Genomic DNA, 23,743 nt, shown 5'->3' on the forward strand with positions numbered 1-23,743 from the left:
ACACCGCCCGGTGGTGGCCCCGCCGTACCGTCGACCGCCCTCTTCCCACCGTCTCCTTCCCGTCCCCCGATCCTTGTGGAGACCACCATGCCCACAGACGACTTCGGCCTGCCCTCGGAGAGCTGGCGCTGGCCCGAACACACCTGGCGCGGCCATGTCGACGCGGTCCGCGCCGGACGGCGGCTGGTCCCCGACCGCTGGCCGGGCGGTGCCCGGGTCGCGGTCGCCCTCTCCTTCGACTCCGACCACGAGACGATCCCGCTGCGCGACGGCGAGACCAGCCCCGGACGGCTCGCCCAGGGCGAGTACGGCGCCCGCGTCGGCGCTCCACGGATCCTGGACCTCCTGGCCCGCTACGGCGTCCCGGCGACCTTCTTCATGCCGGCCGTCTCCGCCCTCGTCCACCCCGAGGAGTCCCGCGCCTACACCCGTGACGGGCACGAACTGGCCGTCCACGGATGGATCCACGAGCGCAACATGCTGCTGGGCCGCGAGGATGAGAAGGAACTCACGGCGCGCGCCCTCGACACCCTCACCACGCTGACCGGCCGGCGCCCCGTCGGCATCCGCACCCCGTCCTGGGACTTCTCGGACTCGACCCTCGACATCATGCTCGAGCTGGGCTTCGCCTACGACTCCTCGCTCATGGCCGACGACGAGCCCTACGAGATCGTCACCGAGGGCCGGCCCACCGGCCTGGTGGAGATCCCCGTCGACTGGATCCGGGACGATGCCCCGTACTTCACGATGGACCGCTACGGGTCCGTCCGTCCGCACAGCCGCCCGCGCGACGTACGGGAGATCTGGACCGACGAGTTCGACGCCGCGTACCGGGACGGCGGCGTCTTCCAACTCACCCTGCACCCGCACGTCATCGGTCACCGCTCGCGCCTCGTGGCGCTGCGCGAACTCCTCGACCACATCGCCGCTCACCCCGGCGTCTGGTACGCGACACACGCCCAGCTCGCCGACGTGGCCCGCGGCGTGCTGCACGGCCGGACCGCGGCCGGTTCCGCCGCCGACACCCCGGAGCACACACCATGAACACCGGATCCGCCACGCCCACCGGCCCCCTGCGCGAGGACGGCGCCCCCACCACGCTCCGGCTGAGCCGTGCCCAGCGCAAGGCCATCGTCGCCGGCACCATAGGCAACACCGTCGAATGGGTCGACTGGGCGCTGTACTCCATCTTCGCCAAGATCATCGCTGATGAGTTCTTCTCCAAGAGCGACGGCCCGGTGGCACTGCTGTCCACGCTCGCCGTCTTCGCCGTCGGGTTCGTGATGCGTCCGGTCGGCGCCGCCGTGCTCGGCGCCTACGCCGACCGCCACGGACGCAAGAAGGGCATGACCGTCACGGTCGGGCTGATGGCGGGCGCCGGCTTCGTCATCGCGATCACCCCGTCCTACGACAGCATCGGCATCGTCTCGCCGCTGATCCTGCTGTTCTCCCGGCTCGTGCAGGGTTTCTCCGCCGGGGGCGAATTCGGCTCCTCCTCCGCGTTCCTGGTCGAGTCGGCGGCTCGCGGCAGGCGCGCGTTCGCCGGATCCTGGCAGCAGGTGTCGGTGGCCGGCGGCGTGCTCGTCGCCTCCCTCCTGGGCACACTCGCCACCTCGACGCTGAGCGACGACGCCCTGCACTCCTGGGGCTGGCGCGTCGCGTTCATCCTCGGCGGCCTGCTCGGACTGGTCGGCCTGTGGCTGCGGGTCTCCGTGGCGGACACCGACTCCTTCGCCCAGGTCCAGGGCGCCGGCCGCACCCGCACCAACCCCGTCAAGGCCATGTTCGTGGAGCACCCCGCGGCCGCCCTGCGCGTCGCCGGCATCACCGTGGCGGGCACCCTCACCTACTACATCTGGGTCAACTACCTTCCCACGTACGCGAATCTGACCACCGGCATCCCGCTGAAGACCGCGCTGCTGTCACAGACCCTCTGCCTGGTCGTCTTCGTCATCGCGTTGCCCCTCGTGGGCGTGGTCTCGGACCGCGTGGGACGCAAGCCGACCATGGCGGCGTTCGCCGGCGGCTTCACCGTCCTGGCCTGGCCCCTGCTGCACCTGCTCGGCAACAGCTTCCTCAGCCTGTTCCTGGTCCAGCTCGTCGGCATGCTGCTGATCCTCGGCTACTCCGCCAACTGTGCCGTCATCATGGCCGAACAGTTCCCGGCGGAGGTACGCGCCACCGGCATCGCCCTGCCGTACGCCCTGGCGGTCGCGCTCTTCGGCGGCACGGCACCCTATCTGACGACCTGGCTGCACGAGAGCGGCCACAGCGACCTGCTGTGGGTCTACGTCTCGGCTGCCTCACTGATCTCCCTCGTGGTCTACCTCACGATGCCGGAGACCAAGGACAAGGAGTTCAGCTGATGACTCACGTCCTCGTCACCGGCGCCGCGGGCGGCATCGGCGGGGCGATCGCCGAGGAGTTCGCCGCCCGGGGCGCGTTCCTCACCCTCGTCGACCGCGACCCCGCCGCGCTCCGGCGGACCGGGGCACGCCTGGGAACCCCTACCGCGACCCGGGCCGCGGACCTGACCGATCCCGACGCGCCCACCGCCGTCGTCGAGGCTGCCTGGGCGGAGCACGGCCCCGTGGACATCCTCGTCAACGCGGCGGGCGTCTACCCCTCCCTCGACATGACCGACGTGGACGCGCCGGCCTGGGACCGGTTGTTCGCCGTCAACCTGCGCGCCCCGGTCCTGGCGACCGCCGCTTTCGCCCGGCTCGCCACCGGGCAGGGAAGGAGCGGTTCGGTCATCAACATCTCCTCGGGCTCCGCGCAGCGCGCCCGCCCCGGTGGAGGCCCCTACGCCAGCTCGAAGGCCGCCCTGGAGATGGCCACCCGCGCCGCCGCCCTGGAACTCGGCGCGCACGGCATCCGCGTCAACGCGGTCAGCCCCGGCTTCGTCCCGGTGGCCAGCGACTGCAACCCCGTCTCCGCCCAGTACGCCGCGGCCATCGGCACCAACCCACTGGGCCGCCAGGGAAGGCCGCAGGACATCGCGCGGGCGGTGCGCTGGCTGGCCGGCTCCGACGCCTCCTGGATCACCGGCGAGGTCCTGCGCGTGGACGGCGGATCCAGCACGGGCGCCCTCCATCTGCCCCGGATCTGGCAGCCCGACGACACCCGCGCCACCTTGTCCGGCCCCATGCCGGCGGCCGCGACCACGGAAGGACACACCCGGTGAACGACACCCACCCGGAGAGGCCCGGATACACCGTCGTCGGCGCGGGAGCGATCGGCGGCACCCTCGCCTTCGCCCTCGCCCGCGCCGGCCACCCGGTCACCGTCGTCGACGCCGACCAGACCCACGTGGACGCCATCCGCACCCACGGACTCGTCGTCGCCCGCGGCGGCACCCGCGAGAGTGTGGCGGTCACCGCCACGACCCCGGACGAGTTCGCCGGTCGCCTCGGACGCGTACTGCTGGCCGTGAAGGCACAGGCCACCGGTACCGCGCTCGACTGGATCGCGCCCCGCCTGGCCCCGGACGGCTATGTCGTCTCCCTACAGAACGGCTTCAACGAGCTTTTGATCGCCCGGCGTGTGGGTGCCGCCCGCACCGTCGCGGCCTTCGTGAACATCTTCGCCGACGTCATCGAACCGGGCGTCATCCAGGACGGCGGCGCCGGAGCCCTCGTCATCGGCGAGCCCGACGGCGCGCCGGTCAGCCCGAGGGTCCGGGAGCTGGTGGCCGACCTGAGCAGCTGGGGTCCGGCAGCGGCCAGTGACAACGTCGAGGGATATCTGTGGGCCAAAGCCGGGTTCGGCGCCATGCTCGCCGCCACCGCCCTCGCGGACGCCCCCATGGCCGACCTCATCGACCGGCACCGCCCCGCCATGGCCGCCCTGACGGGCGAGATCTTCGCCGTGTCCGACCGCCTCGGCATCACCCTGGAAGCGTTCGACGCCTTCGAGCCGCACGCCTTCCGGCCAGGAGCGGACCCCGCTGCCCGGAGCGCCGCCTTCGACCGCCTCACCGCATGGCTGCGCACCCAGACGAAGGACCGCAGCGGTATCTGGCGCGACCTCGCCGTACGCCACCGGCCCGTCGAGGCCCCCACCCACTACACCGACGTCTTCCACCACGCGGCACGCGAAAGTCTGCCCACGGCCCTGTTGCGCACGGTCGTGGACGGCCTTCGCCAACTGGAGGGCGCCGCACACGAGATGTCGGAGTCACGGCTGGACGAACTGGACCGCCTGGCCCGGGCCCCCGCACCCTCGCTTCCCCTCGACTCCGCACAGGCCGGAGCGGTCCGGCGATGGCTCGACGCCCACCGCGAGGACATGGTCGCCGACCTCGCCGCCTACACCTCCCAGGGCAGCGCGAGCGACGACATGGACGCCCTGGACACCTGCCTCGGCTGGTTGCGCGACTGGCTCGACCGGCGCCTCGGCGAACCGGACGCCGAGGAGACCCTCGCGCGCGAGGAGGCCGGAGACATCCTCGTCCGCCGCTACTCCGCCCGGGACACCACCACCCGGGACAACCGCCCGGTACTTCTCCTCGGGCACTACGACACCGTATGGCCGACCGGCACCCTCGACACCTGGCCCTTCCAGCGGGACGGCGACCGCATCAGCGGACCCGGCGTCTTCGACATGAAGGCCGGCCTCGTCCAGGCGGTCTGGGCACTGCGCGCCCTCGACGCCCTCGGCCTGCCCCGCCCGGCCTGCACCGTGATGCTGAACGGCGACGAGGAGACCGGCAGCCTCGCCTCCCGCGACGCCATCGTGGAGGAGGCACGCGACAGCAGGCTCGCCATGGTCTTCGAGGCCGCCGCCGACGGCGCGATCAAGACCGCCCGCAAGGGTGTCGGACTGTTCACCGTCACGGTCACCGGCAGCGAGGCCCACGCCGGACTGGACCCGACCGCCGGAGCCAGCGCCGTGGACGAACTCGCCCACCAGATCCTGCGCCTGGCGGACCTGCGCTCCCCGGACGCGGGCACGTCGCTGAACGTGGGCGTGGTGGCGGGAGGCACCCGCAGCAACGTCACGGCGGGGCACGCCGTCGCCCGCATCGACGTCCGCGTCGCCACCGCCGCCGAACAGCGACGCGTCGGAGCGGCCCTCGCCGATCTGCGTCCCGTCGACCCGCGGACCCGCGTGGAGGTCACCGGGGGCTGGAACCGCCCTGTGTTCGAACGGACGGAAAGCGTCGCCGCGCTCGCCGACCTGGCACGCCGGTGCGCCGCGCTGCTCGGACACGACCTGCCCGAGGCGTCGGTCGGCGGAGCCAGCGACGGCAACTTCGTCGTGGCCCAGGGCACGCCGGTCCTGGACGGTATCGGCGCCGTGGGCTCGGGCGCACACGCCCGCTCGGAGAACACCTCGGTGTCGGGCATGGTCACCCGTGCGGCGCTGGCCGCCACGGTGCTGGCGGCGCTCGCATGGGAATGAACAGGAACCCCGGCAGTCTGGAATGAACAGGAACCCTGTCGGCCCGGAATGAACAGGAACCCCGTCGGCCCGGAATGAACAGGAACCCCGTCGGTCCGGGATGAACAGGAACTCCGTCAGTTCCCAGACATCGCGTCCCTGGCGGCGATCGCGCAGACCGGACGGGTGCGGGCGGCGTAGGAGCGGGCCGCGGCGATCAGTCCGAAGCCCAGGCCGCCGAAGGCCAGTCCACCGAACAGGACCATCCAGGTGCGGCCCGCGCTGGAGGTGAACGTCCCGTCCGGTGTGATCCGCGGCAGCACATCAGCGGCGCTGAGCGGGGCGTAGACCACGAGGACGACGCCGTACACCGACAGGCCGAGGGCTGAGGCCCATGCGGGGAGGAGGGGGAGGAGCCGGGGCACCCGCCGTCCGGTGAGGAAGGGCGTCCAGCGTGGGAAGGTCTGGCCCCAGGGGTACATCAACCCCAGCAGCAGGAGGATTCCGGCCAGTGCGGCCAGGACGGTGACGTCGATGCCCACGGAGGCGAGCGCCTTGGCCACGCCCGAGCCGCCCGCGTTCTCCTCGCGCCACTTCTCCGCCGTGACGCCGAGTGCGTCGCCGCCGAGCGTCCAGACGGTCTTGACGGCTGCCCACGGCAGAAGCCCGCACATCAGCAGGTAGACCTGGATCCGGGTCCGTCGGGGGGCCGTGGAGGCGGGCGGGTGGACCAGCGGCCCGCTGCTGCCGCCGGTGTGCCCGGCCCCGCACCGCGGACACCGGCCGCGCAGCCGCCGTCGGTGGGAGAGGACGACCATGAGCAACAGGGTCAGTCCGACGGTGTTGAGCAGGACGTGGGCGAGGCCGGTGGCGCTCTCCACACCCGATAGCGAGGCCAGTGTGACGACGTACGCGGGCAGGCTTGCCATGCCGATGGCGAAGACGGGGACCGCCACGGTCAGTACCGCCGCCACCGCCACCCGGCCGCGCCGGGCCAGTGGCCGGGGGGTGGCCAGGCAGGCCCCGGCGGCCAGCAGGGCGAGGGCGGCCGGCGCGAGCTGGACGCCGGGTGGGTGGGCCACGTGCGGCGACCAGGGCACGGTGGTGCCTGCCGAGGCCCAGACCACCTGGACGGCGGCGTAGACCACGCCCCACACCACGGTGGCGTGGGGCGCCCACCTGGGCCACCGCCGCGGCCACATCCGCCACCCGGGCTCCGGGGATGTCAGCCCGGGGCCGGGGCGGGCCGGGGATCGCGCGGGGACAGCCACCGTGACCTCCGGTTTCGCGGTGCCGACAGTCAAGCCTGTCCGGGTGGGGACGGCGGGCGCATCCGTCCTGGGGCCGTACCGTCTCCGCCGTGCGGGGGAGGGCGGATGTACCTCGCGGATGACGCCCGGCCCCTCCCCGACACGTCGTCGTGGGGCCGGGCGGCTGAGGGCGCCGCGGGCGGTCAGACGCCGGAGACGGTCACTCCCCGCTCGGTGAGGGCCGTGTGCACGGGAACGGGCCGCCCGTAATACGCCTCCCACGCCATGCCGTGGGGCAACGCGGCGGTCGGGCCGGGCAGGCCGGACAGCGCGCCGATGTCCTTCAGTTCGGGCATCCACAGCCGCAGGACGCGGAGGTTCCTGTGACCGGCCAGGGGGGAGAGGTCCCGCCAGTCCACGCCCTTCACGTTGAGGTCGACGACGACCGCCCGGCAGCGGTGCAGGTTGAGCCGGGTCAGTTCGGTGAGGCGGCCGATCGGGGTGAGGTCCTCGATGCCCGCGCAGCCGTTGAGGTCGAGGTCGGTGAGGCCGGTGAGCTCGCCGACCTCGGTGAGGTCCGTGATCTCCTTGCAGCGGTCGACGTGCAGGGCGCGGAGCGTGGTGAGATGGCGCAGGCCGGTCAGCGAAGTCATCCGGCGCAGGCGCAGCGAGGTGCGGTTTCTCGCGCGCGAAGGCGGGGGCGACGAGGGCGGCGCAGAAGCCGTCCGGGTCGGCCGCCTCGGGCCACAGCCGTAACAGCGTTTCCGAGGAGTACCCCGCCGCGCGTTCGAACCGGGCGGCCAGGGCGAGCGCCGTCCCGTCGTCCCGGATCAGGACGAGTTCCCCGATGGCCTTGCGTATCTTGACCGGCTTGCCCGTCGCCAGCAGCTCGCGCAGTTCGCCCAGTCGGTTGTCCGAGATCATGGCACGGGACCTTATAGGCCGGGCCCGACAGCGGTCTTCGAGGACGACTGCCCGAGGACGAGGGAGCCCGCGGCGGCGGCGATGGCTGGTTCCAGGCTCAGTGCCGTGGCAAGGGGACGCCGCTGCCTCACAGCGCACGGGGCGAGACCGCGCCCCGGCCTACCCGATGAGGCCGAGCCAGTAGCGGTACGCCGAGGCGAAGGGTTCGGCGCCGTCCCCATCGCGACGGCCCGCCTCCATCAACCACTCGCAGGTCTGTCGGGCCTTGTTGATGACGCTCTGGGGGTAGCCGTAGCTCACTCGGTGTCCGACGAACTCGTCTTCGTCCTCAATGCGGGCTTCGCCGCCACGAGGCCGCACGACATCGAGATCGAGGTCCACCATGCGCAGGACCGTCCCGTCAGGTTCCCACTCGGGCGCCGTGCACACGTCGCAGTACATCTCAGGGCCCGGATCCGCACAGAATGTGGCCGTCCACCACGCACCCCGGGGGACCAACATCACGTAGCCGAACCGGCTTGTCCAGCCGCCCGTGGCCGATCTGACGGGGACACCCTGAACCGTGCCCAGCCATACGCCGTGTTCGTCTTCACCAAGCCGGGCGGCAGTCCACCGCGCGCTCAGGCTGCCGTCGTACTTCCGAATGTCGACCAGCACGGAGGTGCTCTCTGCGATCACGCCAAGACGCTAACCCGACAGCGCCGCCCAAGAGCCTCCACCTGCGTCGGGAGCGTCACGTTTCGCCGAAGGTGCGTCGGTAGGCGCCGGGTGTGGTGCCCAGGTGCGCCCTGAAGCGGCGGCGCAGGTTGACCGCCGAGGCGAGGCCGACCCGGGTGGCGATGGCTTCGACCGGCAGGTCGGTCTGCTCCAGCAGTACCCGGGCCGCGTTGACGCGCTGGGTGAGCAGCCACTGTCCCGGGCTGGTGCCGAGCTGTTCGGCGAACCGGCGGGCGAGCGTGCGGTTGGACAGTCCCGCGCGTTCGGCGAGGTGGTCCAGGGTCAGCCGGGTGCCGAGGCGCGCGGTGGCCCACTCCAGCACGGGGGCCAGGGACGCGTCCGCCTTGGCCGGTACGGAGGGTGTGGCGTACTGGAGCTGGCTGCCCTCGCGGTGCGGAGGCAGGACCATGCTTCGGGCGATCCGGGCGGCGTGGGCCGCGCCATGGTCCGTACGTATGAGGTGGAGGCACAGGTCGATACCTGCCCCGGTGCCGGCGCTGGTCGCCACGTCGCCGTGGTCCACGAAGAGCACATTGGTGTCCACCCGCACCTCGGGGAAGGCGGCGGCGAGCCGGGCCGTGCTGCGCCAGTGGGTGGTGGCGCGGCGGCCGTCGAGCAGCCCGGTCCGGGCGAGGACGAACGCGCCCGTGCAGATGGCGACGATCCTCGCCCCGCGCCCGTGGGCGGCCCGCAGCGCCTCGGTGACGGCCGGCGACACGGGTACGGCCTGCTGCTGCCAGCCGGGGATGACCACGGTGTCCGCCTCCTGTACGGCGTCCAGCCCCGCGTCGACGAGCATTGAGTAGCCGACGGTGGTCCGCAGGGGGCCGGGCCGCTCGGCGCAGACCCGGAAGCTGTAGCGGGCCGGTACGTCCGGGACGTCCGCGCCGAACACCTCGGCGGCGCAGGCGACCTCGAAGGGCGACTGCGGCTCAGTGAGCAGGGCCACTACCCGATGGAGGCTCATGGCAAGAATGTACCTGTAGACGTCTTTCTGGACTCTCGGCCGAGGGGACCGGCCCCGGTCACAGTGGTCCCATGAGTGACACCACCGGAACGGAAGTGCTGAGGACCGCGGTCCAGGTGGACGGGGAGAGCGCCAGCTACCTGACCGTGGAGCGGGACGGCCCGGCCGTGCTGCTGCTGCACGGGACGTACTGGAGCCGGGTCTGGCTGCCGGTGCTGGCCCGTCTCGCCGACGCGGGGCTGCGGCCGCTCGCGGTCGACCTCCCCGGGCTGGGACGCTCCGGAGGCGAGCTCACCCCGGAGACGGCCACGGTCCCGGCACTCGCGGACTGGGTGGCGCGGTTCGCGTCCGCGGTGGGCATCCGTGGAGCGGTCCTGGTGGCGGGCCATGACATCGGCGGCGCCATCGCCCAGCATCTCCTCGTTCACGACCGGCTGGAGGTGTCCCGGCTGGCCCTGGTCAACTCGGTCACCTACGACTCCTGGCCGGCGCCGCACGTGGCCCGCTTCCGCGGCCCGGGTGGCGCCGCGGAGGACGTTCTCGCCGCCCGCCGGCAGGCGGTGACGGCGGCGCTGGCCGGCGCCGCCACCGAGCAGCGCGTCGCGGACTACCTGTCCCCGTGGACCGACCCGCGGGTACGCCGCTCCTGGACGGCCCTGGCGGGCGCGGCCGACAGCCGCTACACCCTCGACCTGGTACCCGCGCTGCGGCGATCGGCGACGCCCAAGCTGCTGATCTGGGGCGAGGACGACGCCTATGAGAAGGTCGCGTACGCCGAGCGGTTCGCCGCGGAGATGCCGCACACCACGCTCGTACGCATCCCCGGCGCAGACCACATCCCCACGGAGAGCGCGCCCGGCACCATCGCCCGCACGCTCATCGACTTCTTCACCAGGTAGTCGGTACCCAATGCCGTTGCTTGAACTCGTCAAGCAGTTCCCAGTGACGTTGGAGGAGCGGGGTCGTTGGGCTCGGCATGCATCCTTGGGTGGGGTTGTCCGATCATGTGCGACTGGGTGTGGTGACCCGATGGGTGACCCCGGAACTGGTCGCCGGGGTGCTGGAGAAGTGCGGAGTCCGGGACAAGAAGCCCGGTGCACTGCCGGCCGGGTTCATGGTCTACTTCACGCTTGCCCTGGCGTTGTTCCAGCAGGATTCCTATGACGATGTGGCGGAGCAACTGGTGGGGGCTATTAGGGAGTTGAGCGGGAGAATCCCGAACAAGTCCTCGTTCACGCGGGCGCGCAAGCGTCTGGGACCGCTTGTCCTGGAGACCGTTTTCCGCGAGCTGGCCAGCCCGTTGGCCCCCATCGATCTGGAGGGCTCCTTCTATCGCGGGATGCGGCTGGCCGCGGTAGACGGGTTCGTGCTGGACGCACCGGATACGACGGCCAACCGGGCTGCGTTCGGCGGCCCGGCCAAGAACGGGCAGCCCGCGGGTTTCCCGCAGGTCCGGGTGGTGACACTGACCGAGTGCGGCACACATGCGCAGGTCGACGCGGCGGTGGGCGGATTCAGCGGAGGTGAGCGGGAACTGGCAATGGCTCTGGCTGGCTCGGCGAGCGGAATGCTGGTCATCATGGACCGGAACTTTCCCGGGGTCGCTTTGTGGAAGGCGTACCTCGGAGCCGGGGCGCACTTGCTGATCCGGGCCCGTTCGCCGGTGGCACATCGGCCGGTCGAGCATCTTCCCGACGGTACCTACTTGGCCAGGATGAACCTGGCCGGGCAGAAGGGCGCACACCACGCTGGGGTGCTGGTCCGGGTGATCGAGTACCGCGTCGACGGCGGCGAGGTGGTCAGGTTACTTACCGACCTGCTCGACCCGGTTGACTTTCCGGCGGCGGAGTTGGCTCGGCTCTACCATGCGAGGTGGGAGGCGGAGTCGGCGTTCCGGCAGATCAAGACCTTCCAGCGCGGGCCGGCCGAGGTTCTGCGCTCGGGAGACCCGGATCTGGTGCGGCAGGAGGTCTGGGCGCACCTGGTCGTACACCACTGCCTCACGCGGATCATCATGTCCCTGGCCGAGGACAACGGCATCGATCCGGACCGGGTCTCGTTCGTCAAAGTCCTCAAGCACACGCGGCGCAGTGTGGTCCGTCAGTGTGCGGACACACCCAAGAGGATCAAGAAGTTCCTGGCCATGCTGGCGGCGAAGGTGCACCGGAAACTCGACAACGGCGCCAGGCGCCTGCGCGAGGCGGACCGGCACCTCAAACGGCCGGACTCGAAGTACTCCTCCAAGCTGTCCTACCGGATCAACACCCGGGACCGGCAGCCGACACGGCGCGTTGCCCCCAAGGTCATCACCTTACAGCCGACGATAGTTCACTGACTTAAGCAACGGCATTGAGTCGGTACCAGGTAGTGGGTTCTTCCCGGCTCGAGGCGGCATTGACCGCTCCTTGTGGTCGCGGGACGGTCGGGGCCGCAACTCAGCAACATGCGCTCGACAAATGCGCTCGACAAATGCGCTCGACAAGAGGAGCAGTTATGACGTTACGGTTTGTCGGGATGGACCCGAATACCGGAGGCGAGGGGTCACCGACGGTGTGGGTGGAGGAGGAGAGCGCCGACCTGGTCTTGCAGGGCGAGGAGGCCGAGGGGCTCTTGAAGGAACTGATCGGCAGCACTCAGTGGGTGCCCGGGCACGCGACGGGGATCCCCGCCCACGAGCGGGTCATCCGCATCCCGGCCCATATGGTGCCGATCTTGAGGGAGGCATGCGATGTCGCTGAAGGCAAGGACGTTCGCTGACCTGCTCGCCGCCACCCGGCACAGCGCCGTCCACCTGGAGATGCGCGACCAGTACGCCGTCGGTGACGAAGCCGAGGACTACGCCGCCTTCCAGGACACCGGAGTGGCCAACACCGACCCGTCCAAGTCCTTCTGGCCCGAGTGGCTCCCACTGGTGACCGACGCCGTCGCCCGCGGCGTGACGATGCGCCGGGCGCGGATCGTCTCCGAGCCGGTCACCGACTACATCCGCTACGAGCACGCCATCACCGTGCTGAACCTGCGGGCCGGAGAGGACGTACGCTGGCTGCCCCGGCGGCACGCGAGCGACCTCGCCCTGCCCGGCAACGACTTCTGGCTCCTGGACGGCAGGCTCGTGCAGTTCAACCACTTCACCGGGAGAGGGGACTGGGTCGGCAAGGAACACACCGAGGACCCCGAGGTCGCCGCCCTGTGCGCCGCCGCGTTCGAGGCGGTGTGGCAGCGGGCCGTCCCGCACGAGAAGTACACCGTCTGAAAAGCAAACGGACAGCCCATGCCCGCATCCCCCTCCTCCAGTGCCCAAGCCGCCCGCGAAGCCCTCGCCGTGCGCCTGGCCCATCTGGCGCGGGACGCGGGGCTCACCGGGCGTGAGCTGTCCGCCCGGTGCGGCTGGCACCCGGCCAAGACCTCCCGCATCCTGCGGGCCAAGGCCGCCCCCTCCGAAGCCGACATCCGCGCCTGGTGCGCCGCCTGCTCCGCCCAGGACCAGACCGCGGACCTCATCGCCACCGCCCGCGCGGTGGACTCGATGTACCTGGAATGGCGCCGCCAGCACCGCGACGGGATGCGCCGCACCCAGCAGGACGTCCTCGCCCGCAACGCCGCCGCCCGCCTCTGCCGCGCCTACACCTCCAACGTCATCCCCGGCTTCTTCCAGACCGCCGGCTACGCCGAGGCCCTGATGCGGTCCATCACCGACTTCCAGGACACCCCCGACGACATCCCCGAGGCCGTGGCCGCCCGGCTGGCCCGCAGCCGCTTCCTGTACGAGGGCGACCACCGGTTCGTGGTCCTGATCGAGGAGTGGGTCCTGCGCACGCGGATCAGCTCCGCCGAGACCATGGCCGGCCAACTCGCGCACCTGCTCACCGTGATGCCGCTGCCCTCGGTCTCCCTGGGGATCATCCCGCTCGGCGCCCAGCGCACCGTATGGCCGCTGGAGGCGTTCTACCTCTACGACGACCACCACGCCGTCGTGGAGACCCTCACCGCAGGCATCAGCATCCGCCAGCCCCGCGAACTCGCCGACTACGCCCGCGCCTTCACCGGCCTGTCCCGCATGGCCGTCCACGGCGACGCCGCCCGCGCGCGCATCCGGGCCGCGATCGACGCCCTGAAGTGAATCCGCGCAACAATCCGCAACTTCGTTGAGACCCGTTCTCCTGCCTCCGTAGCGTGAAAGCCGACGCCACAGCCCGGGACAAGCGGGACCTGACGCGCGGACGTGAACGCCGCCACGGGCAACAGCGCCCCTTCCCGGCCCGCTCGCCCGCGCCCGCCAGGGACACCCCGCTTCCCCCGGACGGCCGCGGCGGCCACCCGGCGCACCCAGCAGCGAGGCCCGATGACCAGCACCCGCACGATCCTGCACGACCCCCAGGGTCGTCTCGAGGCGGAACTCCCCCTCGACCGGGAGACCCATCAGCGCTTGGCCGCCGCCGTCCTCGGCTGGGACGGTGACCCGATGCTGCACGAGGGTGAGTACCAGCAAATCGCGCTACAGCTGACCGTCGCCGCCCGAGCGGTGGCCGGCGACGTCCGCCGCGCCGCCGACCAGTTGCCCGCGGACGATCCGGCCCGGGTCCTCGCCGAGGACGTCCTCGAGGAATCCCGTCGCCGCCTGTCCAGATCGCTACAGGGCACCGCGCGCTGTGCACAGGACCGCGCCCGGCTGGTCCGCGCACTGTACGGGCGCCTGGACCGCCTCACCGAAAAGATCGACGGCCCCGAGCCCAGCCCTGCGGCCCCCCGCCCTCGGCTGCCTCGTGATTGCTGACCCGAGGCCCTCGCGTCCCTCCACGAGCGCACGCGGGCGGGCCGGCAGGCGTGGGGCCTTGGCGTCGAGGCCTGTGCGCGGGCCCTGGTGACCGGGGACGAGTCCGCCTACCAGGAGGCGATCGGCCTGCTCGACGACAGCGCACTGGCCGTCTACCGCGCCCGGGCACATCTGCTGTACGGGGAGTGGCTGCGCCGCCAGGGCCGACGGCGTGACGCCCGGTCCGCGCTGCGGCTGGCGCACGAGTCGCTGTCCGACCTCGGTGTGGAGGCGTTGGCCGAGCGCGCCGCGGGCGAGTTGCGCGCCACGGGCGAGAAGGCCCGCAGCCGCACGTCGAAGGCATCGGACCAGCTGACGATGCAGGAGGTGCACATCGCACGCCTGGTCGCCGACGGCGCCACCTCCAAGGAGGTGGCGGCGAAGCTGTTCCTCATTCCGCGGACGGTCGACGCGCACCTGCGCAACATCTTCCGCAAGCTCGGCCTCACTTCACGCAGGCAACTGCGGGAGCTGCCCGACATTCGTCAGCCGCATGGTGGTGGCCGCGGCTTCGTGCCCGTTCATCGACTCCGCCCACCGGCCGTTCGCATGCCGCACCCACAAAACGAGCTCCGCGCGATCCATGGCAGGGTTCATGTACCACGAGTCGGCCGGGACTGACGGCCCTGGCGAGGCGGTCAGCTGTCGTAGCCGTAGAAGAGGCGTTCCATCACGGTGCGGGCGCGGCGGGTCGTGCGGCGGTAGTCGTCCAGCATCTCGCCCACATGGCCCGGGGCGTAGCCCAAGTAGTGGGCGACCGCGGCCAGTTCGCGGGAGTCTCTGGGGAAGGTGTCGCCCGGGCGGCCGCGCACCAGCATCACCGCGTTGCGCACCCGGGTCGCCAGCACCCAGGCCTGGTCCAGGGTCTGGACGTCGTCGCCGCCGATCAGACCGGCGTCGTGTGCGGCGGCCAGGGCCCGGCGGGTGCGGGTGGTGCGCAGCCCCGGTTCCGCCGCGCCGTTGCGCATCTGTAGGAGCTGCACCGTCCACTCCACGTCGCTGAGGCCGCCGCGGCCCAGCTTGGTGTGGGTGGCGCGGTCGGCGCCGCGGGGCAGCCGCTCGGACTCCATCCGGGCCTTGAGCCGGCGGATCTCGCGGATCGCGCCCTCGCTCAGCCCCTCGGCCGGATAGCGCAGAGGGTCGATCAGTTCGATGAAGCGTGCGCCGAGGCCGGGGTCGCCCGCGACCGGCTCGGCGCGCAGCAGCGCCTGGCTCTCCCAGACCAGCGACCAGCGGCGGTAGTAGGCGGCGTACGAGGCGAGGGAGCGCACCAGCGGCCCGGACTTGCCTTCCGGGCGCAGATCGGCGTCGATGAGCAGGGGCGGGTCCACGGTGGGGAGCTGGAGCAGCCGTCGCATCTCATGGGCCACTGTGAACGCGGCGCGGGAGGCCTCGTGTTCGTCGGCACCCTCGCGGGGCTCGTGGACGAAGAGGACGTCCGCGTCCGAGCCGTAGCCCAGCTCGTGGCCGCCGAACCGGCCCAGACCGATCACCGCGAAACGCGTTGGCAGCTCATCGCCCCAGGTGTCGCGGACGGCGGCACGCAGCGCGCCCGCCAGGGTCGCGGCGGTGATGTCGGAGACGGCGTCGCCGACCATGTCGACCAGCGCTCCCGGGCTCGTGGGCTCCTCGGGCAGCGCCGTACGGTTCGAGGGGCGGGCCGGGAGGTGGGGCTCGAAGCCGCGCAGCGCGCTGGGGATGTCGGCCGCAGGTCGCGCGCCGCGCGTTAAGCGTGGCGTCGCCGGGGCGGCCGGGGCGTTGCCGCCGCTGGGCGGCGGCCAGCTCACGGTGGGCCGTTCCGCCCTGTTGGCCAGCCGCGCGCTTACGATCACGTCCGCCGCGGCCGTGCGGAACAGCTCGCGCTGGCGCACCCCGCGCGCTGCCGCGACCGCCTGTTCGGCGCCGTCGGCGCGGCCGACGACGGCCAGCACCTCCTGTTCCAGATGGGCCCGGCCGCGGGGGCGCGGCCCCTCGGGGGCGCCGAGCAGGGCGACCGCCTCGGGGGCGCGCAGCAGCAGGTCCGGCGCGAGCCGCCCGGCGGAGAGTACCCGCGCGAGGTTCTCCGTGGCGGCACCCTCGTCGCGCAGCAGCCGCAGGTACCACGGCGTCTTGCCCAGCACCTCCGCAATCTTGCGGAAGCCCAGCAGCCCGGCGTCCGGGTCTTCGGAATCGGCGAACCTGCCCAGCAGCCCGGGCAGCACCGTACGCTGGACCGCCGCTTTCCGGGACACACCGGAGACAAGGGCCTCCAGATGCCGTAGCGCGCCGGACGGGTCGGCATAGCCCAGGGCTTCCAGCCACCGGCCCGCTGCGTGCGAGCTCAACCTGGCCTCTCCGGTCTCCAGTCGTGCCACCGCGTCCAGCAGTGGCCGGTAGAACAGCTTCTCGTGCAGCCGCCGCACCTCGCGCGCGTGCCGCCGCCACGCCGCGACCAGCTCCGTCGCCGGCTCCGTGCGGAACCCCAGCGACCGGCCCAGCCGCCGCAGATCCGTCTCGTCCCGCGGCACAGGGTGGATGCGGCGCAGCCGGTGGAGCTGGACGCGGTGCTCCACCGCGCGCAGGAACCGGTACGCCTCGGCCAGCGCAGCCGCGTCCGACCGCCCCACGTAGCCGCCCGCGGCCAGCGCCGCAAGCGCGTCCAGCGTGGTGCCGCGGCGGAGCGACTCGTCCGACCGGCCGTGCACCAACTGGAGGAGTTGCACCGCTGATTCGACGCCCCGCAGGCTCCCCGGGCCCAGCTTCACCTCGCGGTCGCCCGGGCCCAGCTTCGACTCGCCGTCGGTCTCCGCGACCGGGGTGTTCTCCACCACCCGGCGGCGTATCTGCCGCACCTCCGGCACGAAGTTCTCGCGCTTCGCCGCCTGCCAGACCAGAGGCGTCAGCGCGTCCACGTACGCCCGGCCCAGCGCCCCGTCACCCGCCACCGGCCGGGCCTTCAGCAGCGCCTGGAACTCCCACGTCCTGGCCCGCCGCCGGTAGTACGCCACATGGCTGGACAGCGTCCGCACCAGCGGGCCATCGCGCCCCTCCGGGCGCAGACTCGCGTCGACCGGCCAGATGGTGCCCTCGGCCGTCACATCCGAGCAGATCCGCATCAACCGCGCGGCCAGCCGGGTGGCCGCCTGCACGGCCGTGGACTCCTCCACCCCGTCCAGGGCCTCCGCGACGAAGACGACCTCCACGTCCGGGACGTAAGTCAGCTCCCGCCCGCCGCACTCGCCCATCCCGATCACCGCCAGCCGGCACGCCGCCGCGTCCTCGGGCCGCTCCTCGGCCGCGATCTCCAGTGCGGCCCACAGCGTGGCGTCCGCCAGGTCCGCCAGCTCGGCGGCGACCTGGGTGACGTCTGTCGCACCGCACACGTCCCGCGCGGCGATCGCCAGCAGCGCCCGCCGGTACGCCAGGCGCAGCGCGTCCGACCGGGTCAGCCCCACCCCCGGCTCGCCCCAGATCCCGTCGGCCAGCGCTTGCTCGGAGCCAGAGATGGCCGGGTGCGGGGCCGCCGGCCCGTACGCCAGCGCCTGCCAGTGCCGCGGATGCCGGGCCAGATGGTCGCCCAGCGCCTCGGAGATCCCGAGCACCCCCAGCAGCCGGTCACGCATCGGCTTCGCCGTGACCAGGGTGTCCAGCAACGCCTGCCGCGAGTCAGCGTACCCCTTGTCGTCCCCGTCCCCGGGGGCCTCCGGAAGCGCCTCGACCAGCCGTACCAACCTGCGCAGCGCCAGATCGGGATCGGCGGTCGCCCCGAGCCCGTCCAGCAGCACCGGATCGCCGAACACCCCGGCCAGCTCGGGCGCGTCCAGCAGCCGCTGGGCAGCCGAGGGGTCGGTGAAACCGTGCCGCAGCAACCGGGTGACGTTGCTGCTCCTGCGTCCCTGCGGTAGGGCCATGCACGCCGCCTCCATCCCTGTCCCACATTCGCGCTCTGCCATGGCCAAGGCCCGGTGACGAGCCCTGCGCGAACGCCATTGCAAAGCCGACCCAGATCATTTCTGAGGAAAAACGATTGCTTACCGACGTCGCCGCACCGACTAGGCCGCGCTGAGTCATCATGGAATCCCCTCGTCCCCAATGTGTCTCATACCGGGTGGGCCGGATGGCCGCTTTTACGGGACCCTCCGGTCCTTTCTGTTCGGCGACTCGGCGGTCGCCGCACCCTGCCGTTGCCTGGTTGGCAAAAATGCGGTTACAGGCGGCCTTGCGATCTTCTTCGCCGCATCCTCCTGCCGGTTTTTCGGCAGATGGTTTCGCCGTTCCCCCGCATCAGGTGGAACGCCTGGATCCGGCGGCAGAAACGTAGGAGGTGGCGTTGGGGGAGGTCAAGGCGGAGGCAATAAAACGTTGAGTGATACATTGATGTGCGAACAGGGGCAAAATGGATTCGCTTGACACTGTGTCCACGAGGTTTTGGACAGAGCCTTCCTTCATTGGCGCCCGGGCCGCTTCAGCGGCTCTTTGAATCAATGTTCACCGAGTATTTATCCGTGTTTTAATGTGTGCTGGGTGTGGTAGCCGGCTCCGACCCGGCTGTCCGCGTTGGTTCCCTGCGGGCGGTAAAAGGGATTCCCGCCATGGTAAAGAGATTCCCATTGCTGTGGCCGTGCTGGTTCAGGTTCGGTGGGAGGCGAACCGGTGGGCTGTCCGGAAAGCGAGGGGCGAGACATGGCGCAATGTGGTGCTCCGGCTCGTACGAGACCGGCCTTCAGCCGCGTTCAGTTCACGATCGGCGAGTGCGCGCTGCGTGTGCGGGGCCCGCCGCGCCCGTACCGGTTGTACGTGGCCGGGCCGGGCGGCACGGCGGACCGGTCCCTCCACGATGGCTCCGCCGGTCCGGGGGCGCACCGCAGGGTCGCCTGCTCCGGCGGCGGCGCGCACGGCAGGGCAGGGTGCGCGACGCTGACCCGGTGCACCGCGATGAGCAGTTCCCGTACCGTCAGGTTCGGTTCGCCGGCCGGTATGCCGACCAGGTCATGGCTGCCGAGGAAGGCCATGACCCGGGCTTCCCGTGTGGGTGTGGTGGCGCGGTCGGAGGTGTGCATGAGGGCTCCGTCGGTCTGGGCCCCCATTGAGCCGGATCGTCCGGGTCAGCCGGCGTCGGCCAGAGGCCAGTACGAAGGGGGCGGGGTGAACAGGCGCCGCAGTTCGGCCGGTCCACAGGAGGCGTTCTCCCAGTGCTCGGCGATCCGGCCGTCGACGAACCGCCACAGACCGCAGAACGGCACGGAGATCTCGCGGGGACGTTCGGCCCGCAGCACCCCGAGAACGGTGCCGAAGTGGTCGTTGGCCGTGATCTGCTCCACGTCCATGACCAGCGTGTATTCGGTCATGCGGAGGAGCGCCTGCTCATGGGCGCGGACGGCTCTGATACCACGGCGTACCCGGGGGTCTTCAGCGGTCCGGTCCGCACGGTGCAGCACGATGTCGTCCGCGGCGAAGTCGGTGAGTCTGGTCAGATCCCGGTAGATGGTGCGCAGGATCTCGGTGTGCGGATGCTCGGCCCCCTTGGGGACGCGGGTCATCGTGCCCCTCCCCGGTGCTTCCGCACCGGCTTGGGCCGCCACGGGGTGACCGTGGCGCAGAGTGCTTCGATCTCCTCCCACTGGCTGTCGGTGAGCCGGACCTCGTCGGCCCGGAGGTTCTCCTCCAAGTGGGTCACCGATGTGGTGCCGGGGATGAGGAGGGTGTTGGACGCGTGGCGCAGCAGCCAGGCCAGCCCCAGCTGGGCTCCGGTGACCCCGTACCGTTGGGCGGCCTTGGTGAGGACGCCACCGGGGCCGACCAGGTCGCCGTGGCCGAGTGGGAACCACGGGATGAAGGCCATGCCGCGCTCTTCGGCGTATCGGAGGATCGGCTCGCCGGACCGGTCGGCGATGTTGTAGAGGTTCTCCACCGCCACGATGTCCACGATCTCGGCGGCCTGTTCGAGCTGGTCGACGGTGACCTCGGGCTGGCCGGACAGACCGATATGGCGGATCTTGCCCTGCTCGCGCAGCTCGGCGAGCATGCCGAGCTGGTCCTCGAGCGGTACCAGGGGGTCGATGCGGTGCAGTTGGTAGAGGTCGATGCGCTCCAGGCCGAGGCGGTGCAGGCTGAGCTCGACCTGCTGGCGCAGATACTCGGGTCTGCCCAGGGCGACGATGTAGGGGTTGCGGCCCTCGGCCCGCACCCAGTCGTCGGGGCCGGTGCGCAGCATGCCGCCCTTGGTGGCGATCACCAGATGGTCCGGGTAGGGGTGCAGGGCCTTCCGGATGAGTTCCTCGTTGTAGCCGGGGCCGTAGGAGTCGGCGGTGTCGATGAAGTCGACGCCGAGGTCGTCCACGGCGCGGCGCAGCAGGCGGACGGCCTCGTCCGGGTCCTCGGGCGGGCCCCAGACGCCGGGCCCGGTCAGGTGCATGGCACCGTAGCCGAGCCGGTTGACCGTCAGGTCACCGCCCAGGGAGAGGGTGGCCCCGGTCCTGGGCGCAGGCGGAACGGACGCGGTCACGCGGATCCTCGATTCTTGGGCTTGTGCGGGGATGGGGTTTCACTGTGCAGGTCGGGCTCGGGAGGGGCGGGAAGCTGCACCGGCAAGGCGTCGACGTTGCCCGTTCGGCGGCCGGACCGTACCCGGTCGGAGTGCACCCAGGTGCCGAGGGAGGATTCGGCGGTGATCCCGGGCCCGAACCCGGCGAGCAGGCCGCGGGCCCCCGGGGGCAGCCCCTCGGCGAACTGGCGGCGCAGTGCCTCGAAGACGACGGCCGAGGCGATGTTGCCGTACTCGGTGAGCGTGGCGCGGCTGTGCCTGAAGGCGTTCGGTGGCACCTTCAGATAGCCGCACAGATCGTCCAGGATGCGCGGTCCGCCGGCGTGGATGATGTAGAAGTCCAGGTCCGTGGCGTCCCATCCATGCGCTTCGGCGAGCGTGTCCAGTGCGGGCGCGATCACGTTCATGGTGCCCGGGACCCGTTTGTCCAGCCGGAAGTGGAATCCGGTGGCCTTCACCTCGTACGCGATCCAGTCCTCGGTGCCCGGCACCAGATGCGAGGCGTTGCCCACCAGCTCCATCCCCTCCCCGCCGCTGCCGCGCATGACCGCCGCGGCGATCGCGTCCCCGAACAACCCGTCGGACAGCAGCGAACCGACGTCGAGGTCGTCCGGCTGGTAGCACAGCGAGCAGAACTCACACGCCACGATCAGTACGTTGGATCCCGGGTAGGCGCGGCAGAAGTCATGCGCCCGGTTGACGGCCGCCCCGCCGGCCGCGCAGCCCAGCTGCGCGATGGGGATCTGCCGGGTGTTGGGGCGGAAACCCAGTTCGTTGATCATCCAGGAGGTCAGGGGTGGCATCGTGAAACCGGTGCACGAGACGAACACGATCGTGTCGATGTCCCGCGCCGTCACCTCCGCCGAGGACAGCGCCTCCCTGACCACGTCCGGGACGCGGGCACGGGCCTCGCGCACATAGAAGCGGTTACGGGCCTCGAATCCCGGATGCGTCAGAGTGACGGCCAGCGGCTGGACCAGATGCCGCTTCGCCACCCCGGTGTTCCTGATCATCCGCAGGACCAGCGGAAGCCTCTCGTGTCCGGCGTGCAGCCGGCGCGCCAGCGCCAGCGTCTCCTCCATCGAGATGGTGTTCTCCGGTACCCACACCGCCGGGCGGCACAGCACAGCCATGGCACACTCCCTTGCTCACGAAAGGCAACGACGAAGCGGAACCGACCGTGGACTTCGGGGTGGGCAAGACCGTGCCGCACACGGTGGTGGTTCACTCACACATCACTTCCTCCACTTGCGCCTCGATGCAGCCGGGGCGGGGCAGGAGTCTCCCTGACCCGTCATGTTGACCAGATACGACGCCTCCCGCAACGGCGCGCACACCTCGGTCTGGAGGTACGCCGGACGTACGAAGTGCGATCGTGCTCGGGGATGTGCGCTTCGGAAACACACTATTTCCGGTGGGCCACGGACGTCTCAGATGCTCTGGCGCGCCCTTGCCGATCGGGAGTGCGGCAAACGCGCATCCGAGATGAGGGCCACGTGCGTACCGACCGTGTAAGGTTTGGGACATTTCTCCACACATCGCCCGCTGGCATGCCCACGGCAGCGGCCGTTCCGTCGACCGCGCACGCGTTCCGCGGCAGCGGACCCGCCCGGGAGCCGGCGAATCACAGGGAGCGGCATGCAACTAGCGTGGGACCGGTACAAGGAGAACATGGAGCAGGCCCGCGAGACCCTGCTCCAGCAGCGCACCGAACCGCGGGCCCATCTGCGACAGCAGGAGGTGAACCCGTATACGCACGAGGTGTGCGCGCGCTTCCCCAAGTCCATCCGCCTGGGGCAGCAGGAGAAGCAGGTCCCGCTGCTGGCCGCGCTCTTCCCGGAGGACGAGGCGGAGAACCTCGACGAGAATCTGAAGAGGTACGCCGACGACGCGCGGTCGCGGCTGTACTTCTCGTACACCAACAAGAGCGCCTGCCGCTTCGCTCTGGTCCTGGCGGAGTTCGAGAAGGCCGGTAAGCACGACGTCCATGTGGTGCGGATCTGCCCGGAGTTCTGGAACCCCAAGTTCGCGCTGAACCGGACCTGGCTGGTGGAGGGGCTGACCGAGGAGCCGTTGCGCGGCTACCTCGCCGAGCGCGGGGTGGGCCGTGTGGAGCTGACGGAGTTCCCGGCCGAGAGCCCCATGGTCCGGTTCTCCTTCGAGACCGGTCTGGAGGGCGGTAAGCGGCTGCATCTCGTGTCACCGCCCGCACCGGCCACGCCGACCTGCTGAAGCTGGTCAGGGCCAGTGAGCCAGTGATGATGACGACCGGCAACCAGGGCACGTCGGAGGCGTTGGCGGCGGGCAAGACCATCCTGTACGAGAGCATCGGCATGGAGCAGAGCTGGGCGTTCTGCCGGTCGCTGTACCAGGGGGCCAGGGTCGATCCGCGCGAGATCGCCCGGATCGAGGCGGTCAGCCGCGACTACGACCGGATCAGGGCGGTGCCGCACAGCAAGGAGCTGCCAGGGCTGGAGGAGTTCGCCGAGGCCGGCCAGGCGCTGGCGGTGATCCTGGCCGATCAGTCGTTCCCGAGGTTCAGCGACGTGGCGGCCGCGGGCAAGGACCTCAGCCGCTGGATCGGCGGGCGCTACCTGCGCCGGACGCTGCTGAAGTGCCCGGATATCGAGCAGCAGCTGCGCAAGGCCGAGCAGCGGGTGATGACCGGCTACCAACGGGCGGAGACCTATGAGGAGTTCGTCCAGATGCTGCTGACGCTCCCGGCCGGCTGACCTCACGGGCCACGGCCCTCCGGTGCTCACCCCGCCCGGACAGTCATGAGCCTGGTGGCCTGGCGCCGCTGGGAGGTGCTGAGGATCCGGGCGGCACGGGGGCCAGAAGGCCCGAGTCGCGATACCCCTCGCAGAGGGATGCGGCGGGCTCGGACACATCATGGCTGGCCAGGCATACCCAGTGGCCGCTGGCAAGGTCCAGGGTGCAGGTCGGCGAGCCGTCCCCCTCCTGGCAGCCGTACCAGGCGGGCTCCCGCTCCGGCTCCCGGTTGACGACCCCGGAGGGTGTGCCGCTGAGCACACCTGTGAGCCGGACACTGTCACCGGCGGGCAGAGGCAGGGTGCACCAGGCATTCTCCGGGCTGGGCACCGCATCGAGTTCCTGCGAACACTGCTCCGCATTACGGTCGTTGGTCACGGACACTGCGAACT

General features: G+C 71.2%; 21 protein-coding genes and 1 pseudogene. 13 read left to right on the forward strand and 9 right to left on the reverse strand.

Going from position 1 to position 23,743, the window contains the following annotated elements; all coding sequences use genetic code 11:
- Positions 1–87: 87 nt before the first annotated feature.
- From KHP12_RS49700 to KHP12_RS49715, 4 genes are read left to right on the forward strand one after another with little or no spacing between them, the layout of a single operon-like run.
- Positions 88–1,044 carry a polysaccharide deacetylase family protein gene (locus KHP12_RS49700; RefSeq protein ID WP_086882794.1) on the forward strand — a complete coding sequence of 319 codons (957 nt, stop codon included), beginning with the start codon at positions 88–90 and terminating at the stop codon, positions 1,042–1,044.
- Positions 1,041–2,366: an MFS transporter gene (locus KHP12_RS49705; protein WP_086882793.1), complete on the forward strand. Its 1,326-nt coding sequence runs from the start codon at positions 1,041–1,043 to the stop codon at positions 2,364–2,366. Before KHP12_RS49700 ends, KHP12_RS49705 begins: the two co-directional genes overlap by 4 nt.
- Positions 2,366–3,187 carry an SDR family NAD(P)-dependent oxidoreductase gene (locus tag KHP12_RS49710; protein ID WP_086882792.1) on the forward strand — a complete coding sequence of 274 codons (822 nt, stop codon included), beginning with the start codon at positions 2,366–2,368 and terminating at the stop codon, positions 3,185–3,187. Before KHP12_RS49705 ends, KHP12_RS49710 begins: the two co-directional genes overlap by 1 nt.
- A complete protein-coding gene (locus tag KHP12_RS49715) occupies positions 3,184–5,406 on the forward strand; it encodes a M20/M25/M40 family metallo-hydrolase (protein ID WP_086882791.1) in 2,223 nt (740 codons plus the stop codon). Before KHP12_RS49710 ends, KHP12_RS49715 begins: the two co-directional genes overlap by 4 nt.
- A 116-nt stretch (positions 5,407–5,522) precedes the next feature.
- Here the strand turns inward: KHP12_RS49715 and KHP12_RS49720 are convergent, their stop codons facing one another.
- The 4 genes from KHP12_RS49720 to KHP12_RS49735 form a co-directional block, all read right to left on the reverse strand.
- Positions 5,523–6,533, reverse strand: coding sequence for a hypothetical protein (locus KHP12_RS49720; protein WP_211834782.1), 1,011 nt, complete (start codon positions 6,531–6,533; stop codon positions 5,523–5,525).
- Between the two features lie 305 nt (positions 6,534–6,838).
- Complete coding sequence (locus KHP12_RS49725; protein ID WP_211834783.1) at positions 6,839–7,288, reverse strand: leucine-rich repeat domain-containing protein; 450 nt, start codon at positions 7,286–7,288, stop codon at positions 6,839–6,841.
- Positions 7,289–7,718: 430 nt separating this feature from the next.
- Positions 7,719–8,237 carry a ribonuclease FAU-1 family protein gene (locus KHP12_RS49730; RefSeq protein ID WP_208653032.1) on the reverse strand — a complete coding sequence of 173 codons (519 nt, stop codon included), beginning with the start codon at positions 8,235–8,237 and terminating at the stop codon, positions 7,719–7,721.
- A 55-nt stretch (positions 8,238–8,292) separates the two neighbouring features.
- Positions 8,293–9,243, reverse strand: coding sequence for a GlxA family transcriptional regulator (locus tag KHP12_RS49735; protein WP_086882293.1), 951 nt, complete (start codon positions 9,241–9,243; stop codon positions 8,293–8,295).
- Positions 9,244–9,314: 71 nt separating this feature from the next.
- Here KHP12_RS49735 and KHP12_RS49740 point away from each other — a divergent pair, with 71 nt between their 5' ends.
- From KHP12_RS49740 to KHP12_RS49770, 7 genes and pseudogenes are all read left to right on the forward strand, one after another.
- Complete coding sequence (locus KHP12_RS49740; protein WP_211834784.1) at positions 9,315–10,142, forward strand: alpha/beta fold hydrolase; 828 nt, start codon at positions 9,315–9,317, stop codon at positions 10,140–10,142.
- A gap of 77 nt (positions 10,143–10,219) precedes the next feature.
- Positions 10,220–11,578 carry an IS4 family transposase gene (locus KHP12_RS49745; RefSeq protein WP_246643314.1) on the forward strand — a complete coding sequence of 453 codons (1,359 nt, stop codon included), beginning with the start codon at positions 10,220–10,222 and terminating at the stop codon, positions 11,576–11,578.
- A gap of 158 nt (positions 11,579–11,736) precedes the next feature.
- Positions 11,737–12,000 (forward strand): hypothetical protein, encoded by a 264-nt coding sequence (locus tag KHP12_RS49750; RefSeq protein ID WP_037952080.1) that lies wholly within the window; start codon positions 11,737–11,739, stop codon positions 11,998–12,000.
- On the forward strand, positions 11,972–12,496 hold the full coding sequence (locus KHP12_RS49755; protein WP_037951916.1) for a DUF6879 family protein: 525 nt from the start codon (positions 11,972–11,974) through the stop codon (positions 12,494–12,496). Before KHP12_RS49750 ends, KHP12_RS49755 begins: the two co-directional genes overlap by 29 nt.
- 18 nt (positions 12,497–12,514) lie before the next feature.
- A complete protein-coding gene (locus KHP12_RS49760; protein ID WP_086882295.1) occupies positions 12,515–13,363 on the forward strand; it encodes a helix-turn-helix domain-containing protein in 849 nt (282 codons plus the stop codon).
- A gap of 222 nt (positions 13,364–13,585) precedes the next feature.
- Positions 13,586–14,017, forward strand: a complete 432-nt coding sequence (locus KHP12_RS49765) for a DUF6415 family natural product biosynthesis protein (RefSeq protein ID WP_086882296.1) — start codon at positions 13,586–13,588, stop codon at positions 14,015–14,017.
- A gap of 18 nt (positions 14,018–14,035) precedes the next feature.
- Positions 14,036–14,533 (forward strand): annotated as a pseudogene (locus tag KHP12_RS49770) (LuxR C-terminal-related transcriptional regulator); the annotation flags it as partial.
- Between the two features lie 161 nt (positions 14,534–14,694).
- On the opposite strand, the gene KHP12_RS49775 reads toward KHP12_RS49770, so the two are convergent.
- From KHP12_RS49775 to KHP12_RS49795, 5 genes are all read right to left on the reverse strand, one after another.
- Complete coding sequence (locus tag KHP12_RS49775) at positions 14,695–17,946, reverse strand: bifunctional [glutamine synthetase] adenylyltransferase/[glutamine synthetase]-adenylyl-L-tyrosine phosphorylase (RefSeq protein ID WP_086882298.1); 3,252 nt, start codon at positions 17,944–17,946, stop codon at positions 14,695–14,697.
- Between the two features lie 822 nt (positions 17,947–18,768).
- Complete coding sequence (locus KHP12_RS49780; protein WP_143678033.1) at positions 18,769–19,095, reverse strand: hypothetical protein; 327 nt, start codon at positions 19,093–19,095, stop codon at positions 18,769–18,771.
- Between the two features lie 45 nt (positions 19,096–19,140).
- Positions 19,141–19,575, reverse strand: a complete 435-nt coding sequence (locus KHP12_RS49785; protein WP_086882300.1) for a nuclear transport factor 2 family protein — start codon at positions 19,573–19,575, stop codon at positions 19,141–19,143.
- Positions 19,572–20,540 (reverse strand): aldo/keto reductase, encoded by a 969-nt coding sequence (locus KHP12_RS49790; RefSeq protein ID WP_372455289.1) that lies wholly within the window; start codon positions 20,538–20,540, stop codon positions 19,572–19,574. Before KHP12_RS49790 ends, KHP12_RS49785 begins: the two co-directional genes overlap by 4 nt.
- A complete protein-coding gene (locus tag KHP12_RS49795; RefSeq protein WP_086882301.1) occupies positions 20,537–21,712 on the reverse strand; it encodes a type III polyketide synthase in 1,176 nt (391 codons plus the stop codon). The genes KHP12_RS49790 and KHP12_RS49795 overlap by 4 nt, the downstream gene beginning before the upstream one ends.
- 505 nt (positions 21,713–22,217) lie before the next feature.
- Between KHP12_RS49795 and KHP12_RS49800 the strand changes: the two genes are divergently transcribed.
- Positions 22,218–22,811 (forward strand): hypothetical protein, encoded by a 594-nt coding sequence (locus KHP12_RS49800; RefSeq protein WP_143678034.1) that lies wholly within the window; start codon positions 22,218–22,220, stop codon positions 22,809–22,811.
- 26 nt (positions 22,812–22,837) lie between these two features.
- A complete protein-coding gene (locus tag KHP12_RS49805; protein WP_086882303.1) occupies positions 22,838–23,311 on the forward strand; it encodes a hypothetical protein in 474 nt (157 codons plus the stop codon).
- Positions 23,312–23,743 lie beyond the last annotated feature (432 nt).

It is taken from the genome of Streptomyces asiaticus (genome assembly GCF_018138715.1).
GTDB classification, from domain to species: domain Bacteria; phylum Actinomycetota; class Actinomycetes; order Streptomycetales; family Streptomycetaceae; genus Streptomyces; species Streptomyces asiaticus.